Source organism: Streptomyces sp. NPDC048751 (genome assembly GCF_043198595.1).
In the GTDB taxonomy this organism is placed as follows: Bacteria; Actinomycetota; Actinomycetes; order Streptomycetales; family Streptomycetaceae; genus Streptomyces.
On sequence record NZ_JBICUX010000026.1, the window covers coordinates 63,055 to 81,478 of the forward strand.

Consider the following 18,424-nt stretch of genomic DNA (forward strand, 5'->3'; position numbering starts at 1 on the left):
TCGTATCCCATCCTAATCCGTGATCTGACGCATGTAATATTATGGTCGACAGGTGATTTTGTGGCCGATCCGCGGGCCATCGAACGGGCCCACGTGGCGGCCTCGGCCGTTGCCCGGCTCGACCGCCCCCGCCCGCAGACCAGGAGAGCAATGATGCTCAGCCCGAGCCGCAACGTGTCACGACTGCTGACGGACACCGCGTCCCGACACCCGGAGCGCACCGCGATCGTCTTCGGTGACGACCGCATCACGTACGCCGCCCTCGACGCCGCCGCCAACCGTGTCGCGAACCTGCTCGTCTCGCGCGGGATCAAGCCGGGCGACAAGGTCGCACTGTCCTGCCCCAACGTGCCCCACTTCTCCAGCGTCTACTTCGGCATCCTCAAGGCCGGCGCCGCGGTCGTGCCGCTGAATGTGCTGCTGCGGTCTGGCGAGATCGCCTACCACCTCGCCGACTCGGACGCGAAGGCGTACTTCGCGTTCGAAGGCACGCCGGAGCTGCCGATCGGACAGGCCGCGTGGGAGGGGTTCCGGGCGGCCGAGGGCTGCACCGAGTTCTTCCTGATCGAGAGCGGCGCGGCCCAGGCCGGCGGCGCGGCCCAGGCCGGCGGCGCGGCCCCGGCCGGGGGCGGGACACCGGAGTCCTACCAGGCGGTCGTCGCCGAGCAGCCCGTGACGTTCCGGACACTCGAGCGCGACGAGGACGACACCGCGGTGGTCCTCTACACCTCCGGCACGACCGGCCACCCCAAGGGCGCGGAGCTGCGCCACCGCAACGTGTACGACAACGCGCTCGTCGGCCGCGACCTGTTCGCCGCCGATCCCGGGCGCCCCGACACCTACCTGTGTGTGCTGCCGCTGTTCCACGCCTTCGGCCAGACCGTCGTCCAGAACGGCGCCTTCGCGTTCGGCGGCACGATCGTGATGGAGCCGAGGTTCGAGGCGCAGGCGGCCCTGCGCCTCATGCTCGCCCACGACGTGACGTTCTTCGCCGGGGTCCCGACGATGTACTGGGGTCTGCTCGCGGCGCTCGACGAGACGGTCGACGTCGCCCGCCTGGCGGCGAACCTGCGCGTGGCGGTGGCCGGTGGCGCGGCACTGCCCGCCGAGATCCACAAGCAGTTCAAGGACCGCTTCGGTGTGACGATCCTCGAGGGCTACGGGCTGTCCGAGACCTCGCCGATCGCGTCCTTCTCCCGTTTCGGCGAGGAGCCCCGCGTCGGTTCGATCGGTGTGCCCATTCCGGGCGTGGAGATGAAGCTCATCCGCGATGACTGGTCGGATGCCGAGGGTGGCCCCGAGGCGATCGGGGAGATCGCGATCCGGGGACACAACGTCATGAAGGGCTACTACAAGCGGCCCGGCGCGACGGCCGAGGCGATCAAAGAGGGCTGGTTCCGCTCCGGCGACCTCGCCCGCAGGGACGAGGACGGCTTCTACTACATCGTCGACCGGTCCAAGGACATGATCATCAGGGGTGGCTTCAACGTCTATCCGCGCGAGATCGAGGAAGTCCTCATGGAGCACCCTTCGGTCTCGCTGGTCGCTGTGATCGGCGTACCGCACGAGTCCCACGGCGAGGAGATCAAGGCCGTCGTGGTGCGCGAGGCAGGCAGCGGCACGACCGAGGACGAGCTCGTGGCCTGGGCGAAGGAACGGCTCGCCGGGTACAAGTACCCGCGCATCGTCCAGTTCGTCGACGAACTGCCCCTGACCTCCACCGGCAAGATCCTCAGGCGCCACCTCTCCTGATCAGGCCGGCTGCCTCGGCCCAGGCGGCAGAGCAAGACAGGCAGCCGTCCCCGAGGTGGGTCCGGATGCGACGGCATCGCGCACGTACCCACCTCAGGAAGGTCACCCGGTAGCCGGTAGCGTGTACGCGGCAGGATGAATCTGTGACGGCAGAGAAGCCTGGGCACCTTCACCCGCCGCTTCACGAGGAGTGGGCATGAGCGGGGGACGCCGGCCGAATCAGCTGAGGGTAGGCCGGGCTCCTCACCTCCTGGAGACCACCGACTTGCCGGCGGACGAGATCGCGGGCCAGGTCGGCTTCGGTGCCGACAGCCGGCTGCGACCTTGCTCAGCGGCCTGACCGCCCGTCGAGCTTGCCGAGGATCGCGTGCAGCACGCGATCCTGTGCCAGCCGCCCGTCGATCGCCGGGTTGATCACTCCTCGCAGCACGGACAGCGGGGCCAGCGAGCCGGCCGGATCACACGGGGTCAACGGTGTTCGATGGCCTGCACGACGGCTTCGGCGGCCTGGTCCAGTTCCAGGCGCTTGAGCAGCGGCCGCGGCGATGTCCTGGCTAGCATCTCAGTGATCGCAGGATCCGCGTCGACGCCGTTTCTGATCATGTCCGTCTGGATCAGAGAGAAGTAGGCGGTGGTGGCGGAGGCGCCGTGGCGGGCGAGTTCCACGCGCAGTCCGCGCCCGAGCTGCTCGACCGCGGACTTGCTCATCGCGTAGGGAATGGCCCCCACACCGTTGAGGAAGGCGAAGACGGAACTGATCAGGACGACCTGGCCCTGGTTGGCGATGATCTGCTCCATCGCCGCGCTGACCGTGTTGACGACTCCGTTGATGTTCACGGCCAGCACCTTGTCGACCGCGGGTGCGGGCGTGGCACGGAAGTGTGGAGGCCTGCCCCATGATGCCGGCGTTCGAGATCACGACGTCAACCCGCCCGAACCGCTCACACACGTGGGCCACGGCATCGTCGAGCGCGCTGCGGTCGCAGACGTCCGCGGTAGAGCCGACGACGTGGGACGACGAGATGCCGGCCGCGATCTCCGGCGTGTCCGGACGCAGATCCACGATGCCGACCTGGGCGCCGCGGGAGAGGAGGGTTCGGGCCGTGGCGCTGCCGAGTCCGCCGGTGATGAGTACGACCTTGTCGGCGAGTTCGAATGCAGTCATGCGGATGCCTCGTCTTCAGTCATGGGATGGGGCTGAGTCCACGTCCCGTGCGGCGAGTCCGGATGCGGAGCCGCGGGACGGGACCTCGTGGTCATCGACGGTGCACCGCTCGCGTCGCGAGTGCATGTTCACCGCTGTTTGGCTGCGCCGGGCGTACGCCGAAGCGCCCGAGGAAGGCGACTGCCTCGGGCGCCGGGGGCTGTGGTCAGGCGGTGTGGGTGGGGTAGTCGGTGTAGCCGGCCGCGCCGCCGCCTTAGAAGGTGGATGCGCTCGACCAGGTCGGGGTTGGCGAGTGCCATCGAGCCCACGGCGACGACGTCGGCGATGCCGTTGTCGATGTCCTTGGCGCGGGTGGCGATGTCGGTGCCGGCCCGGTTGAGGATCAGCGTGTTCGGCCACAGCTCGACTCGCGGGTGCGTTTGCTGTCATACCCGCGACCGATACCGGTCCCCAGCATGGCCGATGGTATGACGTACATAATTTTACGGTCCAGGGCGACATGCTTGCCCGTCCCGCCGAGCATCCGCCGCGGCGGCACGGCTCGTTGCCAGTGGGCCTCGGAAGGTGCGCCGGTAGGCCAGTGGTGTGACGCCGATAGCGGCGTGCAGGTGTTCGCGCAGCGAGGTGCCGCCGGCGAAGCCGACCTGGCCGGCGATCTCGTCGACCGGCAGGTCGGTGGATTCCAGCAACTGCCGGGCCCGGTCGACGCGTTGCTGGATGAGCCAGCGTCCGGGGCTCAAGCCGACTTCTTCTTTGAAGCGGCGGGCGAAGGTGCGCTGGCTCATGTTCGACTGCTCTGCAAGGTCGCTCAGCGTCAGCGGCTTGTGCAGGTTCTGCAGCGCCCACTGCCGGGCGGCGGACGTGTCGTTCGCCGTTGCGTCGGGGACCGGGTGTTCGATGTACTGCGCCTGGCCTCCGTCGCGCCACGGCGGGACGACGCAGGTGCGGGCCACACGGTTGGCGATCTCGCTGCCGTGGTCCTTGCGGACAAGGTGCAGGCAGACATCGATGCCGGCAGCGGCACCGGCCGAGGTCAGCACGTCGCCTTCGTCGACGAACAGGACGTTCGGGTCGAGTTCCACTTGCGGGTACCACTCCCGGAAGAGGCCCGTGGCGTGCCAGTGCGTGGTGGCCCGGTGCCCGTCGAGCAGCCCCGCCGCGGCCAGCACGAAGGCGCCGGTGCAGGTCGACACGATCCGGGTGCCGGGGGCCACGTACGCGAGGACTTGCGCCAGGTCGACCGGCGTCTGACGGCGGGGGTTGCCGGTGTGGAACGGCGCGATGATGACGGTGTCGGCGGTGCGCAACGCCTCCGGGCCATGATCGACGGTGATGGAGAAGTCCGCGTTGGTGCGCACCGGGTGACCGTCGATGGTGCAGGTCACGACCTCGTAGCGGCCGTCCGCAGCGCCGAAGACGCGGTGGGGAATGCCCAGGTCGAACGGGTACACCCCGTGCGAGGCGAGGACAACGACGCGGTGCACCTTGATCACGGCAGGATCCCGTCGAAAATTGGCGATCACGCCATTGTAGGGGCCTGTGACGGCGGCCAGGCTGGGCCCATGACGGACACCGAAACCATGCGAGCCATCAGCCAGGAAACCTACGGCGCCCCCGACGTGCTGCAGGAGACCCTGCTGCCCAAACCGGCGCCAGGGGTGAGCGAGATCCTGGTCGCCGTCCACGCGGCCGGGGTCAACCCGACCGACTGGGGGAACCGTGCCCGGTCCGCGACCATCGCCCGGATGCCGCTGGTGCTCGGCTGGGACGTCTCCGGCGTCGTCGAGGCCGTCGGCGTGGGCGTCACCCTGTTCAAGCCCGGCGACGAGGTCTTCGGCATGCTGCCCTACCCGGGCGGAGTGGGCTCGCACGCCGAGTACGTGACCGGGCCGGCCCGCGTCTTCACGCACAAGCCCGCCGGCATCGACCACGTCCAGGCCGGTGCGCTGCCGCTGGCCGCGCTGACCGCCTACCAGGCACTGGTCGACACCGCCGGCGTCCGGGCCTGGCAGCGAGTCCTGATCCACGCGGCGGCCGGCGGCGTCGGTCACCTCGCCGTGCAGATCGCCAAGGCCCGCGGCGCGTACGTGATCGGCACCGCCAGCGCCGCCAAACACGACTTCCTGCGATCCCTCGGTGCCGACGAGGTCATCGACTACCACAGCGTCGACTTCACCGAGGTGCTCAGCGACATCGACGTGGTCCTCGACCCGATCTCCCGTGACTCCGCCGCCCGCGCCCGATCCGTGGCCGTGCTGCGCCCGGGCGGCACCCTCGTCTCGATCCTTCCGGTACCCGTCGACGCCGGCGAACTGGCGGCGATCGCCGAGCGGGGGATCCGCTACGAGTCGCTGCTGGTCGAGGCCGACCACGCCGGCATGCAGGCCATCGCTGCCCTCGTCGAGACCGGCGCACTGCGCGCCCACGTCGAGGCCACCTTCCCGCTCGCCGAGGCCGCGAAGGCGCACACGCTCGGCGAGACCGGCCGCACCACCGGCAAGATCGTGCTGACCGTCCGAGACAGCAAGGCACAACTTGCCAAGCAACTGCTGCATGACGTGTTCGTCCTCGGCGACACGGCCATCGTCGATCGGGTCGTGCGGCCCGATTCCTACATCCAGCACAACCCCCTGGCGCCCGACGGAGCCGACGCCCTCAAGAACTTCAGCGGCGCCATGCGACAGCAGTTCCCGCAGGCCGCCTTCGAGCCCCGCCGGATCATCACCGACGGCGATCTGGTGCTGCTGCACTCCCGCTACGTCATGGTGCCGGGCACCGAGGGTCTGGCCGTGTTCGACCTGTTCCGCTTCCAGGACGGCAAGATCGCCGAGCACTGGGACGTCATTCAGGAAGTGCCCGCCACCACGGCCAACGGCAACGACATGTTCGCCACGCTCAGCGAGCCGCGGACCGACGCGGTCGGGCAGCGCTGGTTCAGCGCCTACCACAAGGAACTGGTCACCGCGTTCGTCGACCAACTGCTGGTCCGCAAGGACCTGACCGCCATCGACGCCTACGTCGGCGCCGACTACCACGAACACAGCCCGACCATCTCCGACGGCGCGGCCGGCCTCAAGGCCGACCTGGGCAGCTACTTCGACAAGTTCCCGCAGTCGAGTGTCACACCGAAACGCGTCATCGCCGAAGGCGACCTGGTCGCCGTGCACAGCCACTACGTCGACACGCCGGGCGAGCGTGGCCGGTCGGTCATCGACCTCTTCCGGGTCCGCGATGCCAGAATCGTCGAGCACTGGAGCTCCGAACAGGCCGTGCCCGAGACCGCCGCCAACGACAACACGATGTTCTGACAGCCGCCGGGGGCGGGGCGCATCGTGTCCAGCCCCCACAAGAGCGACCGGCATCAGGCCATCAGCGCGGCGATCCCCGAACCGTCGATCCCGTCGCTCTTGAACCGACGCCCAGCCGTCTCGCTGATCCGCCGCCGCGTCTCCTGCTCGCGCTCTCGCCCGTATCGAGTTCGCGCAGTTCCTGGACGGCGTGCGCACCAAGTGGATGATGCCGGGCCTGGACCTGGGCATCGTGCGCGACATCGCCGAGACGCACCACCTGGCGTCCACCGAACCGGAAGGTCACCTACGCCGAGGTCGACGCCGACGGCGTCCCCGCCCTCTGGGCCATCCCCGCCGGCGCCGACCCCGACCGGGCGCTGCTGCACTTCCACTTCGGCGGCTCAGCCACCGCCTCCATGCATTCGGACCGCAAGGCCGCCGGGCACATCGCGAAGGCCGCCGGGATCCGCTCGCTCGTCGTGGGACTTCCGCCATGCCCCCGAACACCCCTACCCGGCACAGCTCGACGACGTCGAGACCGCCTACCGACTACGCCCCTTTCGACTCCAAGGACGATCCGGTCGCGACGGCGGTCGCCGACCAGTTGCGCGCGCAGTGCGAGGCTGTGGGTGCGGCGGAGCCCGGCCAGGCCGGGATGGAGCAGATCCTGCGGGCCTCTCTCTCGGTGCAGCACCGTGACAGTCCTGAGCACGGCTGCCCGTCGGCCGCCCTGCTCGACGAGATCGCCCGCGGCACGGACGCGACCCGACGCGCGTACACCGACGGGGTGCTCACCGTGATCGACGACGTTGCCGCCCGGGTCGCACCCCAGGACCCGCGCTCGGTACGCGTGCGGACGTTCAGCACCTATGCCCTGGCGTGCGTACGCCGGAGCGCCCGAGGGAGGCGATTGCCTCGGGCGCCGGGCGCTTGGGTCAGGCGGCGTAGGTGGGGTAGTCGGTGTAGCCGGCTGCGCCGCCGCCGTAGAAGGTGGCGGGGTCGGGGGTGTTCAGGGGTGCGCCGGCACGTATGCGCTCGACCAGGTCGGGGTTGGCGAGGGCCATCGAGCCCACGGTGATGACGTCGGCGATGCCGTTGTCGATGTCCTTGGCACGGGTGGCGATGTCGGTGCCGGCCCGGTTGAGGATCAGAGTGTTCGGCCACAGCTCGCGCAGCGTGCCCAGGAGTTCCTCGTCGCCGCCGTGGGCGAGGTGCAGGTAGGCGAGGTCGAGGGGGGCGAGGGCGCGTACGAGGTGCGGGTAGAGCTCGTGGGTGTCGTGCTCCGTGAGGTCGCCGAGCTGGAAGGGGTTGCCGGGGGAGAGCCGGATGCCGGTGCGGTCGGCTCCGATCTCGTCGGCCACGGCGGTGGCGACCTCCACCGCGAAGCGGATGCGGTTGTCGAGGGAGCCGCCGTACTGGTCGGTGCGCTGGTTGGTGCTGGGGAAGAGGAACTGGTGGATCAGGTAGCCGTTGGCGCCGTGGATCTCGACGCCGTCGGCGCCAGCCGCGATGGCTGCCGCGGCGGCCCGCCGGAAGCCGTCGACCGTCGCGGCGATCTCCTCGGTGGACAGTGCGCGCGGCTGGGGCATCGCCTGCATCCCGGAGCCGGTGAACATCTGGCCTGCCGGCCTGATCGCGGAGGGGGCCACCGCCTGCCGGTGGTGGGGGGTGTTGTCGGGGTGGGAGATGCGTCCGACGTGCATGAGCTGGATGACGATGCGTCCGCCGGCCTGGTGCACGGCGTCGGTGACCTTGCGCCAGCCGGCGATGTGCTCGTCGGTGTAGATGCCCGGGGTCATCACATAGCCCTGGCCGTCGGCGGAGGGCTGGGTGCCCTCGGTGATGATCAGGGCGTGCGAGGCGCGCTGGGCGTAGTACTCGGCGTTCAGCTCGGTCGGCACACCGTCAGGCGTGGCCCTGCTCCGGGTCAGGGGGGCCATCGCCAGACGGTGCGGCAGGGAGATCTTTCCGGCGACGGTCGGGGTCCACAGGCTGTCGAGCATGCGTGATTCCTCAGGTTGTTGGTGGCGGACATCCGGGCAGACCTGCGTTCCGGGCTGTGCATCCGATGAGGCATCCGCCATGAGCATGGACAAATCAAATTACGCACGTAATGCTTTATGGGTGGCGGACGGAATGCCCGGGGGCGGCTGTCGGCCGGGGATGTGCCGTTCGCGTGCAGCTGCCTACTCGTCGAGGAACTGAAGGGCGTGCTTCAGGAACCGCTCGGGGTACTGGAACTGCGCTCCGTGCCCGGCGTCGGGGTAGATCAGCAGCTGGGCGTCGGGGATGTTCTGGGCGAGGTGCCAGGAGTTGACCGAGGCGATCATCACGTCGTTCTCGCCGTTGAGGACCAGCGTGGGCTGGGTGATCGCGTTCAGGTATGTGTAGGGATTCTCGCCCGGCAGCGGCTCCGCATAGGCCATGGACGCTTCGAACTGCGCCTGCCCGACTGCGGGCGAGCTCGGCGGGTCCTGGTCGGCCCGCTGGTGACGCCGCTCCCAGAAGGCCCGGCCCGCTTCGACCGCGGCCTCCGAGCGGCCGAAGAACAGGAAGAGGAAGTCCTCCAGGGTGGGGACCGGGTTCAGCGCCACCTCGGGCACCTTGGGGTCCATCGTCGGGTCCCCGCCGCGGAGGCCGGTGCCGAGCAGGAGGAGCTTGCGTACCAGCTGGGGGTGGCGCAGCGTGACCTCCTGTGCCTGGTAACCGCCGAGCGAGAAGCCGAGTAGATCGACCTGCTCGAGCCCCAGGGCCCGGATGACGGCGGCGATGTCGTCGGCCATGTCCTCGACCCGGTTGCGCGGCGTGCCGGATGACGAGGCGATGCCGCGCCCGTTGAACAGGATGACCTCACGGCTTTCGGCCAGGCCGTCGGTGAGTAGGGGGTCCCAGTTGTCCATTCCCCCGCGGAAGTGCTGGACGAGGAAGATCGGGACGCCGGAGGGCTTGCCCCAGCGGCGGTAGGCGAACCGTTCACCGTCGACCTCGATGAACTGGGTCGGTGCGGTCGCGTGCGTGTCACTCATGGCCTGAGCCTTTCTGGAGGGATGAGCAATACGATGATGGTCGTAATTTAAAAAGTCAACCTCATGGATGTCGATCGACATCTATGTATGCTTGACCGTCGAGCGTCGACCGCGGAAGGGGGCTTCACATGCGGGTCACCAGGGCACAGGCGGAACAGAACCGTGCGCACATCGTCGCGACAGCTGCCAGGCTGTTTCGCGAGCGCGGCTATGACGGTGTCGGCGTGGCGGACCTGATGGCGGCGGCCGGGTTCACCCATGGCGGGTTCTACAAGCACTTCCGCTCCAAGGCGGACCTGATGGCCGAAGCGTCCGCGAGCGGGCTCTCGCAGACCGCGGCACGGACAGAAGGCCTGGATCCCGCCGAGTTCGTCGAGAGCTACGTCTCCCGGGAGCATCGCGACGGGCGCGGCGACGGCTGCACCATCGCGGCCCTCAGCGGCGATGCCGCACGTCAGTCGGCGGACATCAAAACAGGGTTCGCAGCCGGGATCGAGAACCTGCTGACGGCCCTTCAGGCCCCAAGCGACACACCGGGGGATGCGGACCAGCGCGCGGCCCGCACCATGGTGATCGACATGCTCGCCCATTCGATCGGAGCGATCATGCTGTCGCGGGCATGCCCGGACGATTCTCCGCTGGCGGACGAAATCCTTGATGTCTGCCGCAAGGAGGTTCTCGCCTCGCTGGCGCACGGCAGCAGCGATCAGCCGGCAGCACTGGGCCCAGAAGCCTGACCGCAGCCGACCGACACAGGGCCGACCACCCGAGAGGCAGACACTGACGCAAGAGCCTGCGATTTCGAGCCGTTGGTGCGGCATTGCAGCAGAAGCCCTCTCAAAGGATGGGCTGCGCCGCTGCCGAGAGCTGTTCATGTGCCGTGGGCGACGTCACGGCACCGGACGCGAGAACGTTCGGTCCATTTGCACGTGACGACGGTGGGACATTGCCGTCGCGTTTTCCGTGTTCGGAGACCGGTGGGTGCGGCGGGGCCCTCCGGCCGGGAAGCCGGCGGCCGGGCTGCCGTTGAGGCGTGCCCGGCCGCCGTGGGAACCCTGATGGGTGGGGGATGGACGCTGCCCGGGGTGTCGCGGCGCCTACGGGCGCCCTGTGGGGCGCTGCGGTCGGTCGTGGGTGATCAGAGGGCTTCGCTGACCCGGCCGATGTACTCGCCCAGCTGGTACTCGACGTCGAGGCCCTTTTCGGCAACCAGTGCGCCGAGCCCGACCGCGCGCGCGGCGAATCCCGGCTGCGTCAGGGTGCCCGCGAACTCGCCGAAGGAGGCGACCAGGTGGGCGTCCGGCGGCAGTGTCGCCCGGTTGACCTGGGACTTGGCGGTCGCCAGTGCCTGCCGGTCGAAGGAGGCGAGGCGGGCGACGGTCGCGTCGACGAAGGCGTCGAGTTCCGCGTCGGGCAGGGTTCGGGTGACCCATCCCCAGCGCTCGGCGGTGTCGGCGTCGTAGTCGGCGCTGGTCAGGATCGCCTCCAGCGCGCGGTCGCGGCCGAGGGCGCGCAGAAGCCGCTCGCCGCCGCCTCCGCCGGGGACGAGGCCGAGGCCGACCTCGGGCTGGCCGAAGAACGCCTTCTCGCGGCTGGCGTAGCGCAGGTCGCAGGCGAGGGCCAGCTCGTTGCCGGCGCCCCGGGTACGGCCCCGGATGGCCGCGATGCTGACGAACGGGGCCTTGGTCAGCCGCAGGACCATGTCGGTCCACAGCGGGTTGTCGTCCTCGTGCTCGGGCGCGGGGATGTCGGCGGCCGCGGTGGCGTCGAAGTGGTTGATGAAGAAGTCGGGGAGTTCGCTGGCGAAGACGACGACCTGGATGTCCGGGTCGTTCTCCAGCTCCGAGACGATCTTGTGCAGCGTCACGATGGACTCAGGGATCACCAGGTTCACGGGGGGATTCGAGAACGTGATCCTCGCGGTCCGCGGGGTCGTCCGCTCCAGGCGGATCGTGCTGGGCTGGCTCATGGCGTGGTTTCCATTTCCTGAGGGGTTGGGCTTGCGTGGCCGTGATCGCGTCCGGCGACCACGGAGCTGTTGCGCCTGGTGGGGTGGGGGTGTCGTCGGCTTGTCACTCGGAGCTGCGTCGGCTGGGCCGGTCCCGCCTGCACCTGTGCGGCATGGCGTGGGCGTTCGTTCGCGCTGATGGCGAGCCAGCACTCGGTCCTCCCCATTTACCTTACGATCCTAATTTAATAGGCGCCGGGAGGTGCTCAGCAGGCAGGACCCGACGCGGGGAACCACCGGCCAGCCGTTTCGCGCGTATACCGACCGACGAACCGCAGCCGTCGTGACCGTCCGCCAGCGCATGAGAGCGGGAAAGGTCGGGCGGGCGAAACAGATCCTCGCTTTCGAGCGAGACCGCCGCCGAGGTCTTCGCGGATGGAAGAGGGGGCGGTGGTGACGATCAGGCTGTCCAGCGCGGTGATGAATCCGGCCATGCTGGTGATGACCACGGCCCAGACGGCGCTGCCGCCTCGAACCGGCTGCTTGTAATGCTGTGTCATGGCGTTCCCTTGGCGGACGTGCCTGCGGTTGGCCAGTGGGGGCGGGTGCTCCTCAGGGGAGCTGCGGGTAGAGCGCGGAGACGCCTCCGGCCAGCGCGGCCTGCGCCTGGCGGGCGGCTTTGTCGGCGAGGATCTCGTAGGCGCCGGCGGCGATGCCGTCGACGGCGATGCGCGCGATGTCGGTGGGGTTGGACTTGGGCGCGTCGACGGTTCGGACCATGTCGGTGTCCATGTAGCCGACGTGCAGGCCGGCGACGCGGATGTTCTGGTCGGCGAGCTGTACGCGCAGGGTGTTGGTGAGTGACCACTCCGCGGATTTGGCGGCGCAGTAGGCGCCGAGTTCCGGGAAGCTGACCCAGGACAGGCCGGACAGGACGTTCAGCATGGCCCCGCCGCCGTTGGCCGCGATCTGGGGTGCGAAGGCGCGGGCCACCGTCAGGGTGCCGAGGTAGTGGGTGTTCATCTCCAGGCGGATGTCGTCCAGGTCGGCGGTGAGCAGGTCGGCGCCGGTGGAGGAGCCCGCGTTGTTGACCAGGAGGGTTACGTCGCCGGTTGCCTTGGCTGCGGCGGCGACGGAGGCGGGGTCGGTGATGTCGAGCGTGATCGGCTTGGCGCCGGGCAGGTCGATCTGGTCGGGGTTGCGGGCGCCGGCGTAGACGGTGGCGCCGCGGCTGAGCAGTTCGGCGGCGAGGGCCCGGCCGAAGCCGCGGTTGGCTCCGGTGACAAGGGCGGTGCTGGCGGAGAGGTCCATGATGGTTCCCGGTGAAGTGGAGAGGAGAGGACCAGAGCACTGATGGCATGGCCTGATGCGGCCCAGGTCCATTAAATTACGATCGTAATGGTAAGCAGAGTGAGTCAGTGATCGCAACCGATCCGCCTGGTGAACGACGCTGCGCCAGGCGCCTTGGCCGGAGCACCGGTGGGCTTCTGTGATTGAGGGGTTCGCAGTTGGTGTGGTGGGTGTGGTGTGAGCTGTGGTGTTGATGATTTGTTGAGAAGAGGGGAGGGCGCTTCTGGGGTCCCTCGGCGGTGGTCGGGAGGCTTCTGATCTGTGGTTGGTGGTGGTCGGTTGGTGAGAGTGGTGTGGTGTTGGGGATGGTTTTTTGTACCTAATGGTTCGGTGCGTGTTCGTGCTGGTCGGGGGCTTGCTGTGTGGTTGGGATGGTCGGTCGCTGGCGGGTGGGGTCGGGGAGTAGGTCGGTCATCGAGGCCGCGAGGACGGGGTGGCTGTGGAACGGTCAGGGTGTAGTCCGGTGTGTCCTTGGGGCGGTCAGCCTTCCGGTCGGGGCGCTGGCCTGGGCCGGCCGATAGGGGGTGGCGCGGGTGTCGCAGGAGCAGGACCGTGAGGTTTCTCTGGAGCGATTGTCCGGGCAACGCCCAGGCCCGGCCGACCTTGATAGGCGGCAGCGGATTCTGAGCCGCCTGCGCCGGTTCGGCCCCGGGCCCGCGGGCTGGTACGCCGATATCTGCACCTTGCTGGATGAGGATCTGCCGCTGCGTTCGACCGGGATGCTGGTCTCGCACCTGTTCCGGGAACTGGAGAGCGCCCTCCGCGATGTCCTCCTGCCCGATGCCACTCGGAATGACCCGACCAGGGACCAACGGCACCTGTTCGAAGTGAAGGGTGTGCTGGACTGGCTGGGCATCCCGACCGACAGTCCTGCGGGCAAGGTCTGGTTGGCGGAGGCGACGAAACTGCACAGCTACGCGCACCGGGTCCGCATGGAACAGACGCCGTTGGACGAAGCGGTCCGTCTGCGCCTGACCGATCTGGAGGACATGCTCGATGTGGTCCTCGATCGCTTCGAGACACGCTACGTCACCGTGCTGCAGCGTCTGGAGACCCTGGCTGCTGTCCGCGATCCGAGCAAGACCGATGTGAAGCTGCTGGTGGGAGCCTTCCCTCAGGACTACCTGACCCAGGAACGGTTCTTCGGGCTGCTGAACACCCCTGGGTGGCTGCCTCACCTGGACAAGCACGGTTTTTTCAGCACGCCGCCGGCACCGGAACCCGATGACGAAGCGGGCACGGTGGTCTTTCCCGCTTGGCCGGCCTCAACGTATCTGGTGCGGATGGCCAGCGTTGCTCCGGCAGTTGTGTCGGCCATTGCCGAGCGGATCCCCTCGACGGACAATCCGCGGGTCAACCTAGATGTGACCGAATTGGCACTCCTGCTGTCCCCTGCGGAGGCAGCGCGTCTGGTGCCACGGGCGGTGGCAGCGATCCGTGGCCCTTACTTGATCGCCCCGGACCGCTACGCCCAACTTGCAGTCCGCTGCGCCCAGGGCGGCCACACCGAGCAGGCTCTGGCGGTGATGACCGCACTTTTTGCAGGCCGCACAGCACGGCAGCCGGATCGACGACTACGATCTCCAGGAAATCCTCCGTACGCATAACGTCGACTTGGCCCGTCACCTAGGGACGGCCTGGTTGGAGGTGCTGGCCGGCAGCCTGGCCAGCGCGCTTCTGGCCACCGGAATGGACCCGGAACGCGCCGGCGGAGAAGACTTGTCTACCGTGTGGTACCCGGTGCTGGACCCGGGCCACGGGGGGATGCGCTCTGACGACCGTGCCCTGTTCACCGAGGCGGTCCGCGACACGGCAGACCACCTGGCGGCCACAGACATCCGCCGGGTCCTTTCCATCCTGGAGTCCCAGCCGTGGCTGGTCTTCCGCAGGCTCCGCCTGCATATTCTCCAGCGTCACGGTGCCAACGCCCCCGGACGCGGTGGAGAGTATCTTGACGGACCCCGACCAGATCACCGCCGCCCGGTCGCGGCGTGAGTGGGCACTCTTGGCCCGCGCCAGTGCCAGCTCGCTGCGTCCGGCTGCGCTCGAAGGGGTACTGGCCGTCATCGACGCTGGGCCGGACACCGAACGGTTCGTGGAGCGGTTCCGTAGCACTTCCGGTGGCGCCGAGCCGCCGGAGCAGTACGCGGAGCAGTGGGCGGGCGCCTGGCAGCGAGACCGCTATGCCGCACTGGCCGATGTCCTGCCCGAGCAGCAGCTGCGGCGCTACCGAGAGTTGTGCGAGAGCCTCGGTCCGGCACCGTCGTTGGACACGACTCCCCAGCCCCTGGCTTGGCCGGAATCTGAAGAGCAGGGCTCGCCGGAGAACCTGGCCGCGATGACCGGAACTGAACTGATCAGTCACGCCCGGCAGTTCCAGCCCACACCGACCCGGTTCGGCACGAACGCCGAGGTCTTCTGCAGTCAGCTGCAAGCCGCCGTGACCAGCCAGGCCCTCATTTACCAGGAGGACGCTCCGCAGTTCGCCGAGTTGGCTGATGATCACCTCGCCGCCGTTCTCGACGGCTTCCGTACGGCTATTCAGGCTGGCCAGCAACTCAGCTGGGCCACCATCCTCCCGCTCGTAAAGTCGGCTACCGGCCGTCCTCATACCTCCGACACCGGCACCCTGCACCTGGCCGTTGCCCGGTTTGTGCTGGCGGGACTGGCGCTGCAGAACACTCAGCAGATTCCCACCCTGCTCGGCGATGCGCTGTGGGACGTACTCGAGTCGGTCTGGAGCGCCGCCAGGTCACCACAAGACGACCTTGACGGTGACCAGCAGTCTGTTTGGGATGAGAGTTTGGAAACAGCCTTGCGCGCCGCAGTCGCGTGGGCGCTGTGGCGCCGCGAACACGGCGCTGTCTTCCAGGTGTTGTTCACGGCCTTGGACACCCTGCTGCTGGACGCGGCTGGCACGCCCGCTGCCGCGGGCGCCAGCCCCGTCGGTCGGACCGTCGGGTCCTTGATCACCCGACTTGATGCTCTCGAACCGGCGTGGACGCGACGCCGAATCGAGGTTCTGTTCAACCTCGACACCGCACTGGGCCGTGCCAGCTGGATGGCTTACCTGAGCAGCATGTCGTCGCTCACCGAGTCCGTCGTGAGCCTCCTCATGGATGTCTACCGCACTGCAGCACGAACACCCGCAGTGGACGGTCAGGATCACCGGGACTTGCACCGGCGGCTGGGTGATCACCTCATGGCCATCTATCTGGCAGGTCTGCTCGGACTGGACGACGAGAGCACCATGGTCGACTACCTGTGCTCCTCACCCGTGGCTGGAGTTCAGCTCGCTTCCTCGCTGAGCGAAGTCGTTCACCACCGTGATCTGTCACCCGATACCCGCGACCGCATCATGCAGTGGTGGACCTGGCGGCTGACCGCTCGGGATGACAACGCGAATGGACCTGCACCGCAACCCGAAGAGCTGCACACCCTGATCGGCCCGCTGGCCCGCAATGATGTTTTCCGGGTCATCTGGCGCCTGGAACAGCTGAGCGTTGTCCTCGAGACGACCGGAAGCCTCGGCCGTGACCGGCGCATCTACTCTTTCCTGGCCGAAGCAGCCACCGACTACCTCGGACCAGTCCTGGAACTGATGCACCGATGGGTAACCACGCTGGACATGTACGACTACGCCCCACGGATCAGGGAGAGCGACATCCGCGCCGTTCTGCTGGCCGGACTAGCCTCTCCTGAACACCAGGAACTGGCCCGCGACATCATCAATCGAGCTACCTATCGCGGGCACTACCAATTCGCACCCCTGCTCACGGACACCGATGACCAGCCCGGCCCGTCCTGAACCAACCCACTCAGGAGAGCGGTCGGCAGAGCGGCCCCTGCCGTGCCGAGGGCTTCCGGCATCTAAAGGGCTAACGCGGGTTTGTGCTGGTCAGCTGCTTGGCGTCGGGTCGGGTCTGCCGGTCCAGTACAGGGCGGTGTCGATGTCGCGTGCGGTCCAGCCGTCGGCGTGTGCTGCGCCGTGGTGGAGGAGGTCGTCGAGGAGCTGGAGGTAGCGGCCGTAGCGTCCCGGTGCGGGGGTGAGGGGGAGGCGGAGGGTTTCGAGGGCGTATTGGACGCGGCGGTCGTAGACGGCCATCCGCTGGGGTGCGGCTGCGGTCAGGACGGCGGAGGCCAGGGCGTCGCCGGTGTGGAAGCCGGGCAGTTCGGCGATGATGCCGCGTCCGGTGCGGGCGGCTTCGCTGCGGGTGAGGGTGGTGTCGCGGACGGCGGTGACGGCTCGCTCGGTGACGGCTTGTACGTGGGTGTCGGGCAGGGACATGAGGTCTGTCACCCAGCGGGTTTGTGCGGAGAGCCGTTTCCAGACGACGAGGGCTGCGATGTCTGTCTTGCTGAGGCTGCCGGTGTGCTCGGCGCGCTGCGCGACGTCGTGGAGGACCTCGTCGTAGTGAGGTGAGACGTCGGCGAGGTAGCCGGCGCGGGCGGGGATCAGGGTGTCCCAGGCCTGCCGGCAGAGGGCAGCGAACTCGTCGCCGCCCGGCGTCTCGGTGGTCGTCTTCATGTCCGCATCATGCCGTTCTGGCGGGTGGGCGGGTTCGGGGGCGGCTTGCTTCTTCGGCGAGGTGGTCGAGCTGGATGGCTTCGAGCGCCTTTTTGGTGATGCGTTCGGTGCCGTCGCAGATGGCGGTGATGGCGGCTTGGCGGATGAGACGGGCGAGGCTTCCGATGCGGCCGGCGGTGCGCTGGTGGAGGTAGGAGGCGTGGCGGGGGAGTGTGCCGGGTGTGTGCTGGGTGAGGTCGAGGGCGTTCTCCATGTCGGTGATGAGGTCGGTGAAGGGGCGGGTGTTTCCGTGGCGGGCGGGGAGGGGGCCGCAGGTGATGAGGCTGGCGCGGCCGGCGAGTTGGGCGCCGCGTATGCCGCTGAACAGGGGTGTGGCGGCGACGTCGATGCCGGTGTAGACGAAGGTTGCTTTGATGCGTTCGGTGAGGTCTTTGAGCAGGTCGGCGGCTTCGGCACCGGTGGTCGTGCGCGGGTTGAGGCGGTGGATCTCGTCGATGAGGACCAGGCGGACGCCGGCTTGGGTGTAGGTGTGGCAGACGGCGCTGGTGATCTGGGCCTGGGTCATGCGGGTGGTGACGGGGATGCCGAGGTAGCGGGCGAATTCGATGGCGAGGGTTTTCGCGGTGGCGCCGGGCGGCACCAGCAGGTAGGCGACCGGCACCTGCTGGTGGGTGCGTCCGGGCGGGGCGGGGTGTTTGCGGGTGTGGGCGAGGTGGCAGGTGCGTCCGACTTCGAGGAGGGCGGTGGTTTTCCCGGCCGTGGCGGGGCCGGTGACGATCAGTGAGGGCCGGGCGGTGTTCTGCTGGTGGCGGCCGAGGAGCATGAGGCTGCGGACCTGGGTGGCGAGGGTGTTGATGGCGGGGGTGCGGACGGTGACGAACGCGGAGTGGTAGGCGAGGCGTTCTTCCGTGCTTCGGGGTGCGTCGCCGGGCTGGGGCGGGGCGAGGGGTGGGGTGGTGGCGAAGTGCTGCCAGCCCTGCCAGGTGGTGATCGGCCACTCCGGCTCTGCTGTGTGCGTGCCAGGCAGTGGTATCTCGGTGTCGGTGGCGGTGTGGTGGTGTGCGGGGTGGGTCACCAGTTGAGGGCTTCCTGGGCGGGGTCGTAGAGGCCGAGTCCGGTGTACGGGACGGGCGCGTCGCCGTTGTCGAGGGTTTCCTCATCGCCATCAGCCTGCTCTGGGTCGTCAGGCAGGTCGTCGAGGTGCTGACTCTCACTTCCATGCCATAGTCGACTCTCATTTCGTTGTCGTCCGAGATGGTTCTACGGACCGCTAACAACGGCTAACACAATGAGCTGAGTTGTCGGTGGGCGATCAGGCAGCAGGCGAGTTTGAGGAAAGCTTCGTGGATGTCGGCCCGCCGTTCC

At 68.4% G+C, this 18,424-nt stretch carries 13 protein-coding genes and 5 pseudogenes; 7 read left to right on the forward strand and 11 right to left on the reverse strand.

The window, feature by feature from the left end; all coding sequences use genetic code 11:
• Positions 1-60: 60 nt before the first annotated feature.
• On the forward strand, positions 61-1,752 hold the full coding sequence (locus ACGFNV_RS44155; protein WP_393631044.1) for a long-chain fatty acid--CoA ligase: 1,692 nt from the start codon (positions 61-63) through the stop codon (positions 1,750-1,752).
• 328 nt (positions 1,753-2,080) lie between these two features.
• On the opposite strand, the gene ACGFNV_RS44160 is transcribed toward ACGFNV_RS44155, so the two are convergent.
• The 4 genes and pseudogenes from ACGFNV_RS44160 to ACGFNV_RS44175 form a co-directional block, all read right to left on the reverse strand.
• The gene (locus tag ACGFNV_RS44160; RefSeq protein WP_218968829.1) at positions 2,081-2,224 is read right to left on the reverse strand and encodes a hypothetical protein; all 144 of its coding nucleotides are present in this window, start codon (positions 2,222-2,224) and stop codon (positions 2,081-2,083) included.
• Positions 2,221-2,622: pseudogene (locus ACGFNV_RS44165) on the reverse strand (SDR family NAD(P)-dependent oxidoreductase); the annotation flags it as partial. The gene ACGFNV_RS44160 and the pseudogene ACGFNV_RS44165, both read right to left, overlap by 4 nt.
• Positions 2,623-2,650: 28 nt before the next feature.
• A pseudogene (locus tag ACGFNV_RS44170) lies at positions 2,651-2,917 on the reverse strand (SDR family NAD(P)-dependent oxidoreductase); the annotation flags it as partial.
• A gap of 482 nt (positions 2,918-3,399) precedes the next feature.
• Positions 3,400-4,410: a GlxA family transcriptional regulator gene (locus tag ACGFNV_RS44175; RefSeq protein WP_393631046.1), complete on the reverse strand. Its 1,011-nt coding sequence runs from the start codon at positions 4,408-4,410 to the stop codon at positions 3,400-3,402.
• Between the two features lie 87 nt (positions 4,411-4,497).
• Here ACGFNV_RS44175 and ACGFNV_RS44180 point away from each other — a divergent pair.
• Positions 4,498-5,433: pseudogene (locus ACGFNV_RS44180) on the forward strand (NADP-dependent oxidoreductase); the annotation flags it as partial.
• A gap of 33 nt (positions 5,434-5,466) precedes the next feature.
• Positions 5,467-6,225: pseudogene (locus tag ACGFNV_RS44185) on the forward strand (nuclear transport factor 2 family protein); the annotation flags it as partial.
• A gap of 917 nt (positions 6,226-7,142) precedes the next feature.
• Here the strand turns inward: ACGFNV_RS44185 and ACGFNV_RS44190 are convergent.
• Together ACGFNV_RS44190 and ACGFNV_RS44195 are read right to left on the reverse strand one after the other, a co-directional pair.
• Positions 7,143-8,210 (reverse strand): alkene reductase, encoded by a 1,068-nt coding sequence (locus tag ACGFNV_RS44190; protein ID WP_393631048.1) that lies wholly within the window; start codon positions 8,208-8,210, stop codon positions 7,143-7,145.
• A gap of 183 nt (positions 8,211-8,393) precedes the next feature.
• Entirely contained in the window at positions 8,394-9,233 is an 840-nt protein-coding gene (locus ACGFNV_RS44195; protein ID WP_393631049.1) for an alpha/beta fold hydrolase, read from the reverse strand.
• Positions 9,234-9,361: 128 nt separating this feature from the next.
• On the opposite strand from ACGFNV_RS44195, the gene ACGFNV_RS44200 reads away from it, so the two are divergent.
• Positions 9,362-9,970 carry a TetR/AcrR family transcriptional regulator gene (locus ACGFNV_RS44200; RefSeq protein WP_393631051.1) on the forward strand — a complete coding sequence of 203 codons (609 nt, stop codon included), beginning with the start codon at positions 9,362-9,364 and terminating at the stop codon, positions 9,968-9,970.
• Between the two features lie 401 nt (positions 9,971-10,371).
• On the opposite strand, the gene ACGFNV_RS44205 is transcribed toward ACGFNV_RS44200, so the two are convergent.
• Complete coding sequence (locus tag ACGFNV_RS44205) at positions 10,372-11,202, reverse strand: enoyl-CoA hydratase/isomerase family protein (RefSeq protein ID WP_393631052.1); 831 nt, start codon at positions 11,200-11,202, stop codon at positions 10,372-10,374.
• A 591-nt stretch (positions 11,203-11,793) separates the two neighbouring features.
• Entirely contained in the window at positions 11,794-12,492 is a 699-nt protein-coding gene (locus tag ACGFNV_RS44210; protein ID WP_393631053.1) for an SDR family oxidoreductase, read from the reverse strand.
• Between the two features lie 572 nt (positions 12,493-13,064).
• On the opposite strand from ACGFNV_RS44210, the gene ACGFNV_RS44215 reads away from it, so the two are divergent.
• Genes ACGFNV_RS44215 through ACGFNV_RS44225 form a run of 3 tightly spaced genes read left to right on the forward strand, consistent with a single transcriptional unit; the run spans position 13,065 to position 16,339 of the window.
• A complete protein-coding gene (locus tag ACGFNV_RS44215) occupies positions 13,065-14,138 on the forward strand; it encodes a hypothetical protein (protein WP_393631055.1) in 1,074 nt (357 codons plus the stop codon).
• A 34-nt stretch (positions 14,139-14,172) separates the two neighbouring features.
• A complete protein-coding gene (locus ACGFNV_RS44220; protein ID WP_393631056.1) occupies positions 14,173-14,526 on the forward strand; it encodes a hypothetical protein in 354 nt (117 codons plus the stop codon).
• A complete protein-coding gene (locus tag ACGFNV_RS44225; RefSeq protein ID WP_393631057.1) occupies positions 14,483-16,339 on the forward strand; it encodes a hypothetical protein in 1,857 nt (618 codons plus the stop codon). Before ACGFNV_RS44220 ends, ACGFNV_RS44225 begins: the two co-directional genes overlap by 44 nt.
• A gap of 90 nt (positions 16,340-16,429) precedes the next feature.
• On the opposite strand, the gene ACGFNV_RS44230 is transcribed toward ACGFNV_RS44225, so the two are convergent.
• The 3 genes and pseudogenes from ACGFNV_RS44230 to ACGFNV_RS44240 all read right to left on the reverse strand — a co-directional run.
• Positions 16,430-17,059 (reverse strand): hypothetical protein, encoded by a 630-nt coding sequence (locus tag ACGFNV_RS44230; protein WP_393631059.1) that lies wholly within the window; start codon positions 17,057-17,059, stop codon positions 16,430-16,432.
• 7 nt (positions 17,060-17,066) lie between these two features.
• A complete protein-coding gene (locus ACGFNV_RS44235) occupies positions 17,067-18,050 on the reverse strand; it encodes a TniB family NTP-binding protein (RefSeq protein ID WP_393631066.1) in 984 nt (327 codons plus the stop codon).
• A 289-nt stretch (positions 18,051-18,339) separates the two neighbouring features.
• Positions 18,340-18,424: pseudogene (locus ACGFNV_RS44240) on the reverse strand (IS5/IS1182 family transposase); the annotation flags it as partial.